Source organism: Bradyrhizobium sp. MI1.4 (assembly GCF_055811315.1).
Window position 1 is genome coordinate 132263 of the sequence record NZ_JBVVPP010000005.1, and the last position, 16591, is coordinate 148853.

A 16591-nucleotide genomic window follows, 5' to 3' on the forward strand; every position below is an offset into this window, starting at 1 on the left:
CCCCCCCCCCCCCCCCCCCCCCCCCCCAACACCACCCCCCCCCCCCCACACCCCTCCCCCCCCCCACCTCCCTTCCCCCCCCGGGGCCCGGGGCCCCGCCCGCGCCCCCGCCCCCCCCCCCGGGGGGTCTTCGGCGTGGATTTGCGGTCCACGCCAGGGAGAGGTTTTGCCTGAGAGGGAAACGGCGACGAACGCCGTGACTAACTGATAGATCTCGTCTTACTGGTAGCCCTTGGGGAACGGATCCGGCTCGACCAGATCGGCGGTCTCGTAGATCAGTTCGAACTGGCCATCGAGCTTGGCGCGTCCCACCCGGGTCTTCGACCAGAGGTGATGATTTTCGTGGATGCGCACATAACCTTCCGGAGCGCCCTTGAACTCGATGCCCGGCGACGCCGCGGCGATCTTGTCGATGTCGAAGGAGCCCGCCTTCTCCACCGTCAACTTCCACAACCACGGTCCGAGATAGGCAGCCTGGGTGACGTCTCCGATCACGGTCTTCTCGCCCCACATCTTCTTGAACGCAGGAACGAAGGTCTTGTTGTTCGGATTGTCGAGCGACTGGAAGTACTTCATGCAGGCATAGGCGCCCGCGATGTTCTCGCCGCCAATGCCGTCGATCTCGTCTTCGGTCACCGAGATCGTGAGCAGCGCCTGCTTGGAGAGGTCGATGCCGGCCGCCTTGAGCTGCTTGTAGAACGCGACGTTCGAGCCGCCGACGACGTCGGTGAAGATCACGTCGGGCTTGGTCAGCTTGATCTTGTTGATGACCGAATTGAACTGCGTATTGCCGAGCGGATAATACTCTTCGCCGACCACCTTGCCCTTCAGCACGTTCTCGACATGCTTGCGCGCAATCTTGTTCGAGGTGCGCGGCCAGATGTAGTCGGAGCCGATGAAGAAGAACGACTTGGCGCCCTTCTCCTTGGCGATCCAGTTCAGGCCGGCGAGGATCTGCTGAGTGGCTTCCTGACCTGTGTAGATCACGTTCTTGGACTGCTCGAGACCTTCGTAGAAGGTCGGGTAATAGAGCATGCCGTTGTACTGCTCCATGACGGGCAGCACGGCCTTGCGGGACGCCGAGGTCCAGCAGCCCATGATCGCCGCGACCTTGTCGTTGACCAGCAGCTTCTTGGCCTTCTCGGCAAAGGTCGGCCAGTCGCTGGCGCCGTCTTCCTGGATGAACTTGATCTTGCGACCGAGCACGCCGCCCATGGCATTGATCTGCTCGATGGCAAGCTTTTCGGCTTCGATCGAGCCGGTCTCGGAGATGGCCATGGTGCCGGTCGCCGAATGCAGGATGCCGACCGTCACCTCGGTGTCGGTGACCGCGAGACCCGTGGTGTTGACTGCCGAGGTCGCTGGGGCCTGCGCAAAAGATGCTCGCGGTAGCATGGTGATGGCCGGCACGGCCGCCATTCCCATCAATAATTTGCGCCGGAGCGGCGATAACAGGCCCTTGTTCGCTTCGTCTGACATGAGCACCCCACTGTTGTTCGAGGACACGCGATTGGTGCCGTGAGGATGGCTCGAATTTGTGCACTGCAAGCATACGCAAGATCGCGTATACTGCACCGCAAAATGACGACGTAGGCTTTTGGTACGGATTTTGCGAGGGGGTCCGGCGCGTTCGGGAGTAGGAGTGGGGGCTGAAGTGGCAGGGCGGCAGCGAATAGATCGCGTCAGGCGCCAGTACAACCAATGGGTCGCCAACCAGACGCTGGAAGACTACGCGCTGCGCTTCACCGCCAAGAGCGCGCGCCGGTGGTCCGCTGCCCGCGTCGCCAACACTGCCCTGGGCGCCATCTCCTTTCTCGCGCTTGAGGCGATCGGCGGCACCATCACCCTGAATTACGGGGTTACCAACGCCACCGCCGCGATCCTCGTCGTCTCCATCATCATCTTCTGCTGCGGCGTCCCGATTGCCTATTATGCCGCCAAATGCGGCATCGACATTGACCTGCTCACCCGCGGCGCCGGCTTCGGTTATATCGGCTCGACCGTCACGTCGCTGATCTACGCCTCCTTCACCTTCATCTTCTTCGCGATCGAAGCGGTGATCCTGGCCACGGCGCTCGAGATGTGCTTCGGCATTCCGCGCCCGATCGGCTATCTCATCAGCGCGGTCGCGATCATCCCGCTTGTCACCTACGGCATCACGCTGATCAGCCGCTTCCAGCTCTGGACGCAGCCGATCTGGATCATCCTGCACATCCTGCCCTTCGCGGCGATCGCCTGGGCCAACCCTTACTCGTTCACGGAATGGCGCAAATTCGCCGGCGAGCACGGCGACCCCAGCGGACATTTCGATCTACTGCTGTTCGGCGTAGCATCCTCCGTGGTGTTTTCGCTGGTGGCTCAGATCGGCGAGCAGGTCGACTTCCTCAGGTTTCTGCCGCGCGACCGCCGCACCTCGCGAACGTCGTGGTGGGCCGCCCTGCTGATCGCGGGGCCCGGCTGGATCATCTTCGGCGCGCTGAAATTGCTGCTGGGCTCGTTTCTCGCCTTCTTCGCGCTGAGCCACGGCCTCTCCAGCGAACTGGCGGCCGAGCCTGCGCACATGTATCTCGAGGCGTTTCGCTACGTGTTGTCGCAGCCGGACATGGCTCTGGCACTCACCGGCGCGTTCGTGATCCTGTCGCAGCTCAAGATCAACGTCACCAACGCCTATGCAGGCTCGATCGCCTGGTCGAACTTCTTCTCGCGTCTCACTCATAGCCATCCGGGCCGGGTCGTCTGGCTGGTGTTCAACGTGATGGTGGCCTTGCTGCTGATGGAGATCGGCGTCTACAAGGCGCTGGAGCAGACGCTCGCGCTCTACTCCAATGTCGCGATCGCCTGGGTCGGTGCGCTGGTCTCTGATCTCGTGGTCAACAAGCCCCTCGGCCTGCGCCCGCCGCAGATGGAGTTCAAGCGCGCCCATCTCTACGACATCAACCCGGTCGGCGTCGGCGCGATGACGATCGCGACCATCGTCTCGATCGCGGCATTCTACGGCCTGTTCGGCTCGACCATGAAAGCGCTCGCGGCCTTCGTCGCGCTGACGGTCGCCTTCGTCACCGCGCCCGTCATCGCCTGGCTCACCGACGGAAAATATTACATCGCGCGCAAGCCGAAGAGGAGTTGGGCCAACATCGAATCGATCCAGTGCTGCATCTGCGAGCACCATTTCGAGCCGGAGGACATGACCTCCTGTCCTGCCTATGCCGGCCCGATCTGCTCGCTATGCTGCTCGCTCGATGCGCGCTGCCACGATTTGTGCAAACCGCATGCGCGCGCGCAGGTGCAGTTCGCCGACGCACTCGCCAGGATCTTGCCGCAGGCGATCTATCAGCGGATCAACTCGCAGTTCGGCCACTACATCGGTGTGTTCGTGGTCTCCGCGGGCCTCGTCGCGCTGGTGCTGGGGCTGATTTACCTCCAGAGCTCGGTCAGCGTGCCTGGCGAGAACATGCTCGTCTCCAACGTGCTCTGGAAGGTGTTCTTCTCGCTCAGCATCATCATCGGCGTGGTGGCCTGGCTGTTCGTGCTGGCGCAGCAGAGCCGACGGGCCGCCGAGGCCGAGACCCGGCGCCAGACCACGCTGCTGATTCAGGAGATCGACGCCCACAAGCGCACCGATGCCGAGCTCCAGCGCGCCAAGGAAATCGCAGAATCCGCCAACCTCGCCAAGAGCCGCTACGTGGTGGGCCTGAGCCACGAGCTGCGCTCGCCGCTGAATGCGATCAGCGGCTATGCCCAACTCCTGGAGCAGGACACCACGCTCAACACCAAGCCGCGCGACCAGGTCCGCGTCGTCCGCCGCAGCGCCGATCACCTCTCCGGCCTGATCGACGGCATTCTGGACATCTCCAAGATCGAGGCGGGGCGGCTGTACCTGTCGCGCGACGAGGTGCGCCTGACCGAATTCCTCGACCAGCTCGTCGGCATGTTCCGCCTTCAGGCCGCGGCCAAGAGCATCGACTTCGTGTTCAGGCGGCCGGCGCATTTGCCGGTCGTGGTCTATGCCGACGAGAAGCGGCTGCGCCAGGTGCTGATCAATCTGCTGTCCAACGCGATCAAATTCACCCAGGTCGGCAGTGTGCAGTTCGTGGTGCACTATCGCAGCCCGGTCGCGGAGTTCGAGGTGATCGACACCGGCCCCGGCATCCAGGGCGACGATCTCGAGCGCATCTTCGCACCTTTCGAACGCGGCGCGCTCGGTGTCTCGCAGCCGCAGACCGGCACCGGGCTGGGCCTGACCATCAGCCGGCTGCTCGCCGGCGTCATGGGCGGCGACATCAAGGTCTTGAGCACGGTCGGCAGCGGCAGCACGTTCAAGGTCAAGATGCTGCTGTCGGAAGTCACCAATCCGCAGCGCATTGCGCCGGTGGAGGCCCCGATCTCCGGCTATCACGGCGCGCGCAAGACCATCCTCATCACCGACGACGATCCCGTGCATCGCGACCTCCTGCGCGAGGTGTTGACCCCACTCGGCTTCATCCTGCTCAGCGCGCCCGACGGGCCTGGCTGCCTGGCGCTAGCCCAGCACTGCCGGCCTGATCTGTTCCTGCTCGATATCTCCATGCCTGGCATGGACGGCTGGACGGTGGCGGAGACGCTGCGCGCGAACGGCCACCATCAGGCGCGCATCCTGATGGTGTCTGCTAGCGCGCTCGAGGCGCACGGCACACCGCTGGCACAGCCTTTCCACGACGGCTACCTGATGAAGCCGATCGATATTCCCAGGCTTTTGGAAAGCATCCGCCAGCTTCTCAAAGTCGAATGGCAATACGGCTCGGAGGAGATCGCGGTGCCGCTGTGGCGGCCGGAGAGCGGCTCGCGGCCGCCTGTACGACACATCGAGGCTCTGATCGGGCTCGGTCAGATCGGCTACGTCAAGGCTATCCAGTTGAAGCTGGACGAGATCGGCAGTGAGCACCCTGAACATGCCGACTTCGTCGCGGAAATGCGGTCGCTGGTCGACCGCTTCGATCTCGACCAGTACATGGCCACATTGAAGACGTTGCATGCGTATGAGCACTGAGTCGAAAAAGCGCGACGTCGCGCTCGTTGTCGACGACTCCCCGGAGACGCTGCGGCTGCTCACCGACGCGCTTGACAGCGCCGGGATGACGGTGATGGTGGCACTCGACGGCGCGGCCGCGATGCGTATCGTCGACCAGATCACGCCCGACATCGTGCTGCTCGACGCGGTGATGCCGGGCATGGACGGGTTCGAGACCTGCCGCCGCCTCAAGCGCGATGCGGGCCTTGCCAATGTCCCGGTGATATTCATGACGGGGCTCGCCGAGACCGAGCACATTGTGCGCGGGCTGGAGGCCGGCGGCGTCGACTACGTGACCAAGCCGATCGTGATCGAGGAGATGCTGGCGCGGATCCGCGTTCATCTCGGCAATGCGCGGCTGACGCAAAGCGCGCGCGCCGCGCTCGATGTCTCCGGCCGATTCCTGTTCGCGGTCAACCGCCAGGGCAAATTGTTGTGGGCGACCCCGCAGGCGCAGAAGCTGCTGGCGGACCACCACGGCGCGCAGGCCGACGACGATTTCGTCCTGCCGGTATCATTGCTGCAATGGCTGGAGCAGGCGAAGGGCAAGGGCAGCTCGAAATCTCAGGCGGCTTCCCTGCCCGACAATCCTCAACTCCGGTTGTACTACATGGGCGAGACCGCACCGAACGAGTTCCTGCTGCGGCTCTCCAGGGAATCCGGCACCGCGCCGCCACCCGAGTTCACCAGCGAGCTCGGCCTCACTACCCGCGAAGGCGAGGTGCTGGCCTGGCTCAGCAAGGGCAAGACCAACCGCGACATCGCGCAGATTTTGGGCTTGAGCCCGCGCACGGTCGACAAGCATCTCGAGCAGATCTACTCCAAGCTTGGAGTCGAGAACCGGACCGCGGCTGCGGCGATTGCAACGAATGCGACAAGAAGGAATTCGTAGTCTTGCTCCGAGTGAGTTGGGATGTGACTCAGCACACCGTGTCGTCCCGGCGAAGGCCGGGACCCATAACCCCAGGGAGTGATTTGGCGAAGACTAGTCGTTCGGACTAGCACCGTCCGCAATCGATAGGCCTCGCTGTATGGGTCCCGGCCCCCGTGCGCAATTGCGCACTAGGCCGGGACGACGTTGCAATGCTTGGTTAGCGCCTAGTCCTCACCCGTACACAAACTCCCCGCCATCCAGATTCGTCTTCGGGATCTCGTCCTTTTCGGTCCAGTAATCCTGGCTGTGCTGCCATTCCGGCTTGTCGCCGCGCTTGGGCAGCAAGTCCATGTTGCGCATCATATAGCCGGGATTGAAGTTTTCCGGATCGATCCAGGGCAGGATCGGCATGTTGTGGTCTTCGGCTCGCAACTTGACCTCGACCTTCTTCGCACCTTTGGCCTTCATGTGACCGAGCAGGCGGCAGACGAAGTCGGCGACGAGGTCGACGCGCAGCGTCCAGCTGGCGCGGAAATAGCCGAACACCCAGACCATGTTCGGCACGCCCGTGAACATCATGCCGCGATAGGTGACGGTGTCGCCGAAGGCGAGCGGCTTGCCGTCGACCTCGAAGGCGATGTCGCCGAGCGCCGCGAGATTGAAGCCGGTTGCGGTGATGATGACGTCGGCCTCGAGCAGCTTGCCGGATTTGAGCTGGATGCCGTTCTCGACGAAGCACTCGATCTCGTCGGTGACGACGGACGCCTTGCCGCTGGCGATGCCCTTGAACAGATCGGCATCGGGCACGAAGGCGATGCGCTGCCGCCACGGCCGGTAGCTCGGCGTGAAATGCGTGTCGACATCGTACTCCGGACCGAGCACTGCGCTGATCTGCCCGATCAGCTCCTTTTTCACCTGCTCGGGTTTTGACAAGCAAAGCTTGGTGAACGCGTCCTGCTCGAACAGGATCTTGCGGCGAACGATCTCGTGGATCCAGGCCTCGTCGACCTGCAGCCGGCGCAGCTCCTCCGCGATCTCGATGGCGTTGCGGCCGAGACGGAAATAGGTCGGCGAACGCTGCAGCATCGTGACATGCGCGCATTTGTCGGCAATGTTCGGCACCAGCGTCGCCGCCGTCGCGCCGGAGCCGATCACGACGACTTTCTTGTTCGCGAGGTCGATATCATCAGGCCAGGTCTGCGGATGAACGATGCGGCCCTTGAAGCGATCGGTACCTTTCCATTCCGGCGTATAGCCTTCCGAATGGCGGTAATAGCCCTGGCACATCCAGAGGAAGTTCGCAGTGAATGTTTTCGCTTCGCCGGTGTCGGTCGTCACCGCCTCGATAGTCCAGAGGTTTTGCTCGCTCGACCAGCTCGCCGAATTGATCTTGTGCTTGTAGCGGATATGCCGCGCGATATCGTTTTCGTCGATCACCTCGTTCATGTAGGCGAGGATTTCCTCGGCGGTCGCGATCGGCGGCCCGACCCAGGGCTTGAAGCTATAACCGAAGGTGTGGAGATCGCTGTCGGAGCGGATGCCGGGATAGCGATGCGTGGTCCACGTGCCGCCGAACGTCGCCTGCGTTTCCAGGATGACGAAGCTCGCACCCGGAAGCTGCTTGGTCATGTGATAGGCGCTGCCGATGCCCGAGATGCCGGCGCCGACGATCAGCACGTCGAAATGTTCAGAAGCCTGTTTGGCCGTGGCGTGACTGCGAACAGCGACATTCATTGTTGCTTCTATGCCTTGCTTGTTTTTGTGGCCGCCCTTGGTTGGGCGGCGCGTTTCCTCCGCGACGGACATGGTCGCCCATCGCGCTTCCGCTTCAAGATGACATAGATCGGGTCGCGGTCAAATCACAGCGCCGCACCCCAGCTCCGCGCGGTCTGCAAGATCCAGTCGCGATAGAGCGTGAGCGGCGTAACACCGGTCAGCCCGCCGCAGCCGGCGGCTCCGTTCGGCCCCGTGGACCAGCTGATGACGCCGACGAGCACGGATCCGGTCGGCTTGTCCTCGAATACGGGACCGCCGGAATCGCCGGTGCAGGCGCCAATTCCGTCGCGAACACCGTTGGTTACGGGGTCGACCAGCCGGATCTGGAGCGTGCCGGGCTGACCCGTCGCGACGAGGCCGGCAACACGCGTCGCGCCGCCACTCTTGCCCTCGCCACGCACGGTGACGCCGATACCGGCGATGACGAAGCGGCTGCCGACTTGGATCGGAATATTCGGCGCGCCGACGGGCACCGTCGATTTTCCCTTGAGTGGAATTTCCAGCTGCAGCAGCGCCACGTCGGCGGTAGCGCGATGCGCTTGCATTGCCTGCATGTTGAAATTCGGATGGATCGCGACGGTGCGGACATTCAGCAGTTGCGGCTGCCCGTCGGTGCCGCGATCGACGATCTTGTAGTCCGCGCCGGGTTGCACGCAGTGGGCGACGGTAAGCACCAGCTTTGGCGCAACGAGGGTGCCGGTACAGAAATTGCCGCGCGAGCCGACGATCGTGACGACGGCGCGCGCGACGCCATCGGCCTGGGGCGTGCCGCCACCAACGATGGCATAAGCGGGCGTGGCGAGCGGCAGCGCGGTCGCAATGAGGGTTACGAGCTTCTTCATGGGAACACGCTTTGGTGTTGGCGTCGGTGACAGCATTAGGATGGCTTCGGACTGGCCCTTGCCGATAGCGCATGCTAGCGCTCTTGGAAAGGAATTGACGAGGGCGGGATCTTGACGATCGAGGCTGTGATCTTTGATTTTGGTGGCGTGCTGACGAGTTCGCCGTTTGAAGCGTTCACGCGGTTCGAGACAGAGCGTGGCCTGCCCATCGACATCATCCGGCGCACCAATGCCGCCAATCATCTGGAAAATGCCTGGGCCAAGTTCGAGCGCGCCGAGGTCGATATCGACACGTTCGACAGACTGTTCGCGACGGAATCGCTGGCGCTCGGCGCGGAGGTGCGCGGCTGCGACGTGCTGCCGCTGCTTCAGGGCGATCTGCGCCCCGAGATGGTCGAAGCGTTGAAGCGCATCAAGGCGCAATTCAAGACCGGCTGCATTACCAACAATCTGCCGGCCAATGCGATCGGCAGCATGACCGGGCGCTCACTCTATGTCGCCGAGGTGATGGTGCTGTTCGACCATGTCATCGAGTCCGCCAAAATCGGCCTGCGCAAGCCCGACCCGCGCATCTATCAGCTGATGGTCGAAACGCTGAAGGTCGATCCGAAGAATTGCGTCTATCTCGACGATCTCGGCGTCAATCTGAAGCCGGCACGCGAGATGGGCATGACGACGATCAAGGTCACCAGCGGCGCCCAGGCGATCGCCGGGCTCGAGGCCGCGACGGGATTGAAGCTGAGCTAGAGCGTCATTCTCCGTCATTGCGAGCTATCGCCGAGCCAGAACTACTCCGCCGCAGCTGCGATCCGCTCCGGAAACGCCGCGGCAAGTGAGGCGCGATCGGGCTTCAGCACGCCGCGCTCGGTGATGAGGCCGGTGATGAGCCGTGCCGGGGTCACGTCGAAGGCATAGTTCGCGACCGGCGAGCCCTCCGGCACGATGCGCACGGTCTCAAGCCTTCCGTCCGCGGTGCGGCCGGTCATGTCGGTGACTTCCGTGCCGCTGCGCTGCTCGATCGGGATGTCGCGGATGCCGTCATCAACGGCGAAATCGATCGTCGGCGACGGCAGCGCGACATAGAACGGCACATTATTGTCGTGAGCGGCGAGCGCCTTCAAATATGTGCCGATCTTGTTGCAGACATCGCCATTGGCGGCAACGCGATCGGTGCCGACGATGGCGAGATCGACCATGCCGTGCTGCATCAGATGCCCGCCGGTGTTGTCCGGAATCACCGTATGCGCCACGCCGTGATGGCCAAGCTCCCAGGCCGTGAGCGAGGCGCCCTGGTTGCGCGGCCGCGTCTCGTCGACCCAGACATGGATCTTGATGCCGCGCTCGTGCGCCAGATAGATCGGCGCCGTCGCCGTGCCCCAGTCGACGGTCGCAAGCCAGCCGGCATTGCAATGGGTCAGCACATTGACGGTCTCGCCCGGCTTCTTCCTTGCGACGATCGCCTCGATGAGTTTCAGGCCGTTGCCGGCGATGCCGCGGTTGATCTCGACGTCCTGCTCGACGATCTCGTCGGCGCGCGCATAGGCGGCCTCCGCGCGCTCCAGTGCATCGATCGGCGCGAGGCTCGCGCGCATCTCGTCCAGGGCCCATTTCAGATTGATCGCGGTCGGCCGCGCCACCACGAGCGTGTCGTAGGCGCGCTTCAGGCCGGCGTCGGAAGCGTCCTCGCGCATCGCCAGCGCCATGCCGTAAGCTGCGGTCGCGCCGATCAGTGGCGCACCGCGCACCAGCATGTCGCGGATGGCGAGGGCCGCGTCCTCGCATGAGGTCAGCTTCGCAACGATGAACTCATGCGGCAGCCGGCGCTGGTCGATCGCTCCGACCGACCAGCCGTCGCGCTCACGCCAGATGCTGCGGAAATGCTTGCCGTCGACCTTCATGGGATTCTGCCTTTCGTATCACGTTCGCAGGATGCGCCCGGCCACCGCGTCGAGCTTCTTCAAGAGCTCGGGATCGCGCGCCTCGGGCGCGGTGATCAGCGCGGTATCGAGCGCGCGGTCCGAGCCGATCGGGCACGGCTCATGCTCGCGCGGGAAGTCTTTCGCCAGCCGCGCCACCAGCGCTTTTGCCTTGTCGGCGTTCGAGCTCAGAACGCGGATGATGTCCTGCACGGTGACGGCGTCGTGATCAGGATGCCAGCAATCGAAATCCGTCACCATCGCGACGGTGGCGTAGCAAAGCTCCGCCTCACGCGCGAGTTTCGCCTCGGGCATGTTGGTCATGCCGATTACGGAATAGCCAAGCGTCTTGTAGGTCATGCTTTCCGCATAGGTCGAGAATTGCGGTCCCTCCATGCAGACATAGGTGCCGCCGCGCGCAAACGCGATGCCCTCGGCTTCGGCCGCCGTGGCAAGGTGGATGCGCAGCCGCGGCGAGACCGGGTGCGCCATCGACACATGCGCGACGCATCCCCTCCCGAAGAACGAGCTCTCGCGTTTGTGGGTACGATCGACGAACTGGTCGACGAGAACGAAGGTTCCCGGCGGCAGTTCCTCCCTGAACGAGCCGCAGGCCGACAGCGAGATCAGGTCTGTGACCCCTGCGCGCTTGAGGACGTCGATATTGGCGCGATAATTGATGTCGGAGGGCGACAGCCGGTGGCCCTTGTCGTGGCGCGGCAGGAACACGATCGGCAGGCCGGCAATCGAGCCGCGCCGCAGGGGTGCCGACGGTTCACCCCAGGGACTCCTGATCACCTCTTCGCGAGCGTCCTCCAGCCCCGGCAGATCGTAGATGCCGGAGCCGCCGATGATGCCCAATACCGCCTGCGTCATGCCTGCTCCACCCCGTTCGCGCCATCGCGATTCCGTGGAGAAGCTATGCCAGTTTTACGTCGGTTTTGGAACGGGTGATGGGGTCAAGAGGTGCCGTCAGGAGAACGCGCGCCAGCACTCCCGGCTATGCCGCGGCCGCCGACCGCAGCTGGGTCGCGACCATGCGCTCCAGCGTCTCGACGGACTGGAAGTTCTCCGGTGTGATCTCGACCTGGGGAATCGTGAAGTCGAATTCGGCTTCGACGCCGAGCATCAGATTGACCATGTCCATCGAGGTCAGGCCGACGTCGACGAGCTTGGCCTGCGGCGTGACCTCAGCGGAGAGCGAGTTCTGCGCGAGGATGCCCTTCACCAGCTTGATGATGCGATTGCGCAACTCGGTATCGAAAGCCTGCATCGGTAAATTCCCATCTGTCGACAAAGGTCGGACCGGTTGCCGGCTACGATGGGCACGGCGGGCCGATCCCGCAATGGACGCCACCATTACTTCGCGTTTCTTAGTAAACGATGACTCAGATTGTCTGGATTTCCGGCTTCTTACAGATCCCTAACGCGATCGCGGAAATCCGGACGAGGCAAACAACCCGAACTTAACTGTTCGTTCGGAATTGGGCTTTGTTTACCCTCTATTTCATCGACGAATTTGAATTAAATCCGTAGCCTCATCTCATAAGCAAAGATGGTCGAAGGAATCGCTCAAGCGGCATCGCGAATGATGCCAGCGATCCTGAACGGCAAACCGGAGGCGGACGAGTATGAACGTGCGTGAAGCAGTCCTCACTGTCGACGAGACGCAGACGAGCTTTCTCGAGCATGGTCCCTCTCTCATTGAGCGCGCCGCCCGCACCGCCACCGTGGCGGCTGCCGACGCAGACGGGGTCGATCGCGATGCCCGCTTCCCCCACAAGGCTTTCGAGGTTGCGCGTGAGCAGAAGCTGCTCGGCGTCATGATCCCGGCCGAGTTCGGCGGCTTCGGTGCCTCGATCCACGACGTCACCGACGTCTGCTACACGCTCGGACGCGCCTGCGCCTCCACGGCGATGATCTACGCCATGCACACCACGAAGGTCGCCTGCGTCGTCAGGCACGGCCACGGCATCCCCTGGATGGAAACCATGATGCGCCGGGTCGCACGCGACCAGTGGCTGCTCGCCTCCTCCACCACCGAAGGTCAGAACGGCGGCAACATCCGCGCTAGCGCCGCCGCCGTCGACGTCGCCGGCGACACTGTCTCGCTGCTGCGCGACGCCACCGTGATCTCCTACGGTGCCGAGGCCGACGGCCTCGTGACCATCGCCCGCCGCGCCACAGACGCTTCTGCGTCCGACCAGGTGCTGTTGGCGCTCGCCAGGGACGATTATTCGCTGAAGCGGACGCTGGGCTGGGAAACGCTCGGCATGCGCGGCACCTGCTCGACCGGTTTCGAGCTGAAGGTCGACTGCCCGACCGATCGCGTCTTCCCGGAATCCTACGACAAGATCCACGCCCAGACCATGACGCCGTTCGCGCATCTGTGCTGGTCCTCGGCCTGGGCTGGTATCGCTGCAGCCGCCGTCACCCGTGCGCAGGCCTTCGTCCGTAAGGCGGCCCGCACCTCAGGGGGCCAGATGCCCCCGGCAGCCGCACATTTCACCGCCGCCAAGATGTCGCTGGCCAAGCTGCGGGCGCTGATATCGGCCAATATCGACGCCTTTGCTCGCGCCGAGCACGATGAACGCGCGCTCGGCTCGCTCGACTTCCAGTCTTCGATCACGCTTCTGAAGGTGCAGGCCTCGGAGCTCGCGGTCGAGACCGTGATGCATGCGATGCGCACCGCAGGCCTTTCCGGCTACCGCAACGACGGCGAGTTCACGATGGGCCGCCACCTGCGCGACGTGCTGTCGTCGCCGATCATGATCAACAACGACCGCATTCTGGCCAATGCCGCGACGTCGACCCTGATGAGCGGCGTGCCGACAAGCCTTCGGGACTGACGAGCTTTCGAGACTGACGTGCCTTCGTTCAATAAGAACAATTTCAGATAGCAGGAAGCCGACATGAACATTGCTGTTCTCCCCAACTCGCCCGAGACCGTGCCGCAGATCGCGGATCCGCTGGATCATCTCGCCGGCAAGCTCTTTCATCCGATGGGCTCGGACGGCGTCTATGCCCGCACCGCTCTTTATGAAGGCATCGTCGAAAAGCTCGCCGCGCTGATCACGAGCCATCGCGAGGCCGGCACCGAGGTGATGCGCTTCCCGCCGGTGATGAGCCGGTCCCAGCTGGAAAAATCCGGCTACCTGAAGAGCTTTCCGAACCTGCTCGGCTGCGTCTGCGGCCTGCACGGCACCGAGCGCGAGATCAACGCCGCGGTAAGCCGCTTCGACGCCGGCGGTGACTGGACCAGCTCGCTCTCGCCGGCAGACCTCGTGCTGTCGCCGGCGGCCTGCTATCCCGTCTATCCGATCGCGGCGAGCCGCGGCCAGTTGCCGAAGGGTGGCCTGCGCTTCGACGTCGCCGCCGACTGCTTCCGCCGTGAACCGTCAAAACATCTCGACCGGCTGCAATCGTTCCGGATGCGGGAATATGTCTGCATCGGAAGCCCCGATGACGTGGCCGATTTTCGCGAGCGCTGGATGGTGCGCGCGCAGGCGATTGCGACCGATCTCGGTCTCACCTTCCGCGTCGACTATGCCAGCGATCCGTTCTTCGGCCGCGTCGGTCAGATGAAGGCCGTGAGCCAGAAGCAGCAGCAGCTCAAGTTCGAACTGCTGATCCCGCTGCGCTCGGAAGAGCAGCCGACCGCCTGCATGAGCTTCAATTATCACCGCGAGCATTTCGGCACGACGTGGGACATCAAGGACGCCAATGGCGAGCCGGCCCACACCGGCTGCGTCGCTTTCGGCATGGACCGGCTGGCGGTCGCCATGTTCCACACCCACGGCACCGACCCTTCCGCCTGGCCCGCCAAGGTGCGGGAGATCATGGTCCTGCAGCCGCAGATCGCGGCCGATGCCCACGGCGAAGGCGGGCGCTAACGGAACGAGGCCGGTCATTTCCACGGGAAAGACGAGCGTGATCCACACCAAGGTCCGATGCCGCGAGATCACCGAGTCCGACGTCGATGCGGTCGCGGACTTGCTGACGCGCGGCTTCGTCGGGCGCTCGCGCGGCTATTGGATCCAAGGCCTGCGCCGGCAAGCCTTCCGACCGGTACCGGATGGCTACCCGCGCTTCGGCTACATGCTCGACAATGACGGCACGCCGGTCGGCGTGCTGCTGCTGATCTACACGGCGCGGAGGGACGGCGATGAGACCGCCATCCAGTGCAATTTGTCGAGCTGGTACGTCGATCCGGCCTACCGCAACTACGCCCCGCTCCTGACCAAGATCGCGCAGCGGCACAAGGACGTCACCTATCTCAACATCAGCCCGGCGCCGTGGACCTGGCCGATCATCGAGACGCAGGGCTTTCGCGCCTATTGCAGGGGTATATTCTTCTCCGTGCCTGCGCTGGCGCGCGTCCCACGCTGGAGCAAGATCGAGGTCATCTCGCAGCACGCCAAAACGATCGACGGGCTTTCCGATGCCGAGACCGAGCTCTTGACGCGGCATGCGCGCTACAATTGCCTCAGCCTCGTCTGCCGCACGCCGAAGGGAGCGTTCCCCTTCATCCTGCAACCGGTGCGCATCCGCCGTGGCATCATTGCGCCGCCCGCGATGAAGCTGATCTACTGCCGCAACGCGGCCGAGTACACCGAATGCGCGGGCCGCATCGGCCGGCTGCTGCTGCGGCTCGGCAAGATCGCGGTCGCCGTCGATTCCAACGGCTCCGTTCCCGGCCTCGTCGGCATCTACACCGAGCGTCGCGGCCGCAAATATTTCAAGGGCCCGCACCGGCCGCAGCTCGCCGATCTCACGGATACGGAACTCGTGCTGTACGGGCCGTAGGCCCGTTTGGACCAGACATTCGATGTCCATCCGGGCCTAAGGCGCAATTGCGCAGGCCGACCGGCGCGACGCTACCTTGCACCCCCCTCCACATTGGCAGCATCTCTGCATCACGGTCACCCTCCGTAAACTACGGCGCTTAAGGGAATTTTCCCGCCTGTTCGCTAGCCTCGGCGGCTGAATTGCCCTGCGTTAAGTCTATTGCCCGCCGAGACCCCGCCGCCCCATGACGTCGATCCGCGACAACGAGCTTGATGCACGCCGCGAGCAGGGCCCGAAGGCCCTGGTCGGGCTGAGCCAGCTTGCACTCGACCACATGGAACAGGGTGTCTGCGTCTACGATGCCGGCAACCGGATCGTGCTGGTCAATCAGCGCTATCTCAGCCTGTTCAACATGTCGGCCGAAATCGTGCGGGTCGGCACGAGCTACCGCGACGTGCTCGCCCACAGTGTGGCCCTCGGCAACATCCCCGCGGGGGAAGTCGACGCACTCTATGCCGCGCGCATGGCGCGGATCGCAGCCGGCCAGCCGTTCCGGACTCAACAGACACTCGCGAGCGGCCTCGTCATGGCGCTCGAGCTGAAGCCGCTTCCCGGCGGCGGCTGGATGACGATCTGCGACGACGTCAGCCGCCTCGCCCGGCTCGAGGCGGAGCTGCGCGTGCAGACCGAGCGCAGCCAGCACGCGCTCGCCAACATGGCGCACGGCTTGATCATGTACGATGCCGACAGCCGCGTCGTCGTCTGCAACGAACGTTTCCTGAATCTCTATAACCTCGACCCGGAAATCGTGAAGCCGGGCGTCTCGCATTGTACGGTCATCGAGCATTGGATGTCGCGCGGCAACCTGCCGGGCATGCCGGGCGAGGAATTCCACGACACCAGGCTGGAGGACGTGCGCACCAGGAAGGAGAAAACCCTGCTGGTGATGCGCTATGACGGACGGATGGTGCAGGTGGTTTCCCGTTTTCTGCCCGACGGCGGCTGGGTGACGGTGCACGAAGACGTCACCGAGCGGCTGCAATACGAGGAGATGCTGAGGCACCAGAACTTCATGCTCGATGCGGCGTTGGAGAACATGGCGCACGGACTCGCCTTCTACGACAGCGAGATGCGCCTGCGCGTCTGCAACACCACCTACCGGAAGATCTATCGGCTCTCGCCGGAGGAAGCCAAGCCGGGCACGCATCTCGGCGAACTGATCGAACGCTCGATGGCAAACGGCGCGTTCTCTTCCGAGTATAGCCCGCGACACCTCCTGGAGGCCGCCAGCGCAAGGATCGCTGACCGCAACTCCTCGCCGATACGCCGACGGATGTCGAACGGCACC

At 63.8% G+C, this 16591-nt stretch carries 12 protein-coding genes and 1 pseudogene; 7 read left to right on the forward strand and 6 right to left on the reverse strand.

All coding sequences use genetic code 11. The features are described from left to right. Positions 1–219: 219 nt before the first annotated feature. Positions 220–1479, reverse strand: a complete 1260-nt coding sequence (gene urtA, locus AC0L23_RS08055) for an urea ABC transporter substrate-binding protein (RefSeq protein WP_018455941.1) — start codon at positions 1477–1479, stop codon at positions 220–222. A gap of 175 nt (positions 1480–1654) precedes the next feature. On the opposite strand from urtA, the gene AC0L23_RS08060 reads away from it, so the two are divergent. Together AC0L23_RS08060 and AC0L23_RS08065 are read left to right on the forward strand one after the other, a co-directional pair. Then, positions 1655–5026: a hybrid sensor histidine kinase/response regulator gene (locus AC0L23_RS08060; protein ID WP_085361930.1), complete on the forward strand. Its 3372-nt coding sequence runs from the start codon at positions 1655–1657 to the stop codon at positions 5024–5026. After that, the gene (locus AC0L23_RS08065) at positions 5010–5939 is read left to right on the forward strand and encodes a response regulator (RefSeq protein ID WP_007598081.1); all 930 of its coding nucleotides are present in this window, start codon (positions 5010–5012) and stop codon (positions 5937–5939) included. The genes AC0L23_RS08060 and AC0L23_RS08065 overlap by 17 nt, the downstream gene beginning before the upstream one ends. A gap of 213 nt (positions 5940–6152) precedes the next feature. Here AC0L23_RS08065 and AC0L23_RS08070 read toward each other — a convergent pair whose 3' ends face one another. Further along, positions 6153–7655, reverse strand: coding sequence for a flavin-containing monooxygenase (locus tag AC0L23_RS08070; protein ID WP_085385568.1), 1503 nt, complete (start codon positions 7653–7655; stop codon positions 6153–6155). 125 nt (positions 7656–7780) lie between these two features. Then, a complete protein-coding gene (locus tag AC0L23_RS08075) occupies positions 7781–8539 on the reverse strand; it encodes a S1 family peptidase (protein WP_085349790.1) in 759 nt (252 codons plus the stop codon). 111 nt (positions 8540–8650) lie between these two features. Between AC0L23_RS08075 and AC0L23_RS08080 the strand changes: the two genes are divergently transcribed. Further along, entirely contained in the window at positions 8651–9286 is a 636-nt protein-coding gene (locus tag AC0L23_RS08080) for an HAD-IA family hydrolase (RefSeq protein ID WP_085385513.1), read from the forward strand. 41 nt (positions 9287–9327) lie between these two features. Here the strand turns inward: AC0L23_RS08080 and mtnA are convergent, their stop codons facing one another. The 3 genes from mtnA to AC0L23_RS08095 form a co-directional block, all read right to left on the reverse strand. Then, entirely contained in the window at positions 9328–10437 is a 1110-nt protein-coding gene (mtnA, locus tag AC0L23_RS08085; protein WP_018455935.1) for an S-methyl-5-thioribose-1-phosphate isomerase, read from the reverse strand. 18 nt (positions 10438–10455) lie between these two features. Continuing rightward, entirely contained in the window at positions 10456–11331 is an 876-nt protein-coding gene (locus AC0L23_RS08090; RefSeq protein WP_018455934.1) for an S-methyl-5'-thioadenosine phosphorylase, read from the reverse strand. 124 nt (positions 11332–11455) lie between these two features. After that, positions 11456–11728 (reverse strand): phosphopantetheine-binding protein, encoded by a 273-nt coding sequence (locus AC0L23_RS08095; protein WP_018455933.1) that lies wholly within the window; start codon positions 11726–11728, stop codon positions 11456–11458. 358 nt (positions 11729–12086) lie between these two features. On the opposite strand from AC0L23_RS08095, the gene AC0L23_RS08100 reads away from it, so the two are divergent. From AC0L23_RS08100 to AC0L23_RS08115, 4 genes and pseudogenes are all read left to right on the forward strand, one after another. After that, positions 12087–13304: an acyl-CoA dehydrogenase family protein gene (locus tag AC0L23_RS08100; RefSeq protein WP_085349789.1), complete on the forward strand. Its 1218-nt coding sequence runs from the start codon at positions 12087–12089 to the stop codon at positions 13302–13304. 63 nt (positions 13305–13367) lie between these two features. Continuing rightward, positions 13368–14348, forward strand: coding sequence for an amino acid--[acyl-carrier-protein] ligase (locus tag AC0L23_RS08105; protein WP_085349788.1), 981 nt, complete (start codon positions 13368–13370; stop codon positions 14346–14348). A gap of 37 nt (positions 14349–14385) precedes the next feature. Continuing rightward, positions 14386–15261 carry a hypothetical protein gene (locus AC0L23_RS08110; RefSeq protein WP_026233056.1) on the forward strand — a complete coding sequence of 292 codons (876 nt, stop codon included), beginning with the start codon at positions 14386–14388 and terminating at the stop codon, positions 15259–15261. Positions 15262–15577: 316 nt separating this feature from the next. Beyond that, a pseudogene (locus AC0L23_RS08115) lies at positions 15578–16555 on the forward strand (PAS domain-containing protein); the annotation flags it as partial. Between the last annotated feature and the right edge of the window lie 36 nt (positions 16556–16591).

Excerpts from the sequence above, each read along its gene's own strand:
- urtA (WP_018455941.1), bottom strand. The coding sequence starts at position 1,479 with ATGTCAGACGAAGCGAACAAGGGCCTGTTATCGCCGCTCCGGCGCAAA.
- AC0L23_RS08065 (WP_007598081.1), top strand. The coding sequence starts at position 5,010 with ATGCGTATGAGCACTGAGTCGAAAAAGCGCGACGTCGCGCTCGTTGTC.
- AC0L23_RS08095 (WP_018455933.1), bottom strand. The coding sequence starts at position 11,728 with ATGCAGGCTTTCGATACCGAGTTGCGCAATCGCATCATCAAGCTGGTG.
- AC0L23_RS08105 (WP_085349788.1), top strand. The coding sequence starts at position 13,368 with ATGAACATTGCTGTTCTCCCCAACTCGCCCGAGACCGTGCCGCAGATC.
- AC0L23_RS08100 (WP_085349789.1), top strand. The coding sequence starts at position 12,087 with ATGAACGTGCGTGAAGCAGTCCTCACTGTCGACGAGACGCAGACGAGC.
- AC0L23_RS08075 (WP_085349790.1), bottom strand. The coding sequence starts at position 8,539 with ATGAAGAAGCTCGTAACCCTCATTGCGACCGCGCTGCCGCTCGCCACG.
- AC0L23_RS08090 (WP_018455934.1), bottom strand. The coding sequence starts at position 11,331 with ATGACGCAGGCGGTATTGGGCATCATCGGCGGCTCCGGCATCTACGAT.
- mtnA (WP_018455935.1), bottom strand. The coding sequence starts at position 10,437 with ATGAAGGTCGACGGCAAGCATTTCCGCAGCATCTGGCGTGAGCGCGAC.
- AC0L23_RS08070 (WP_085385568.1), bottom strand. The coding sequence starts at position 7,655 with ATGAATGTCGCTGTTCGCAGTCACGCCACGGCCAAACAGGCTTCTGAA.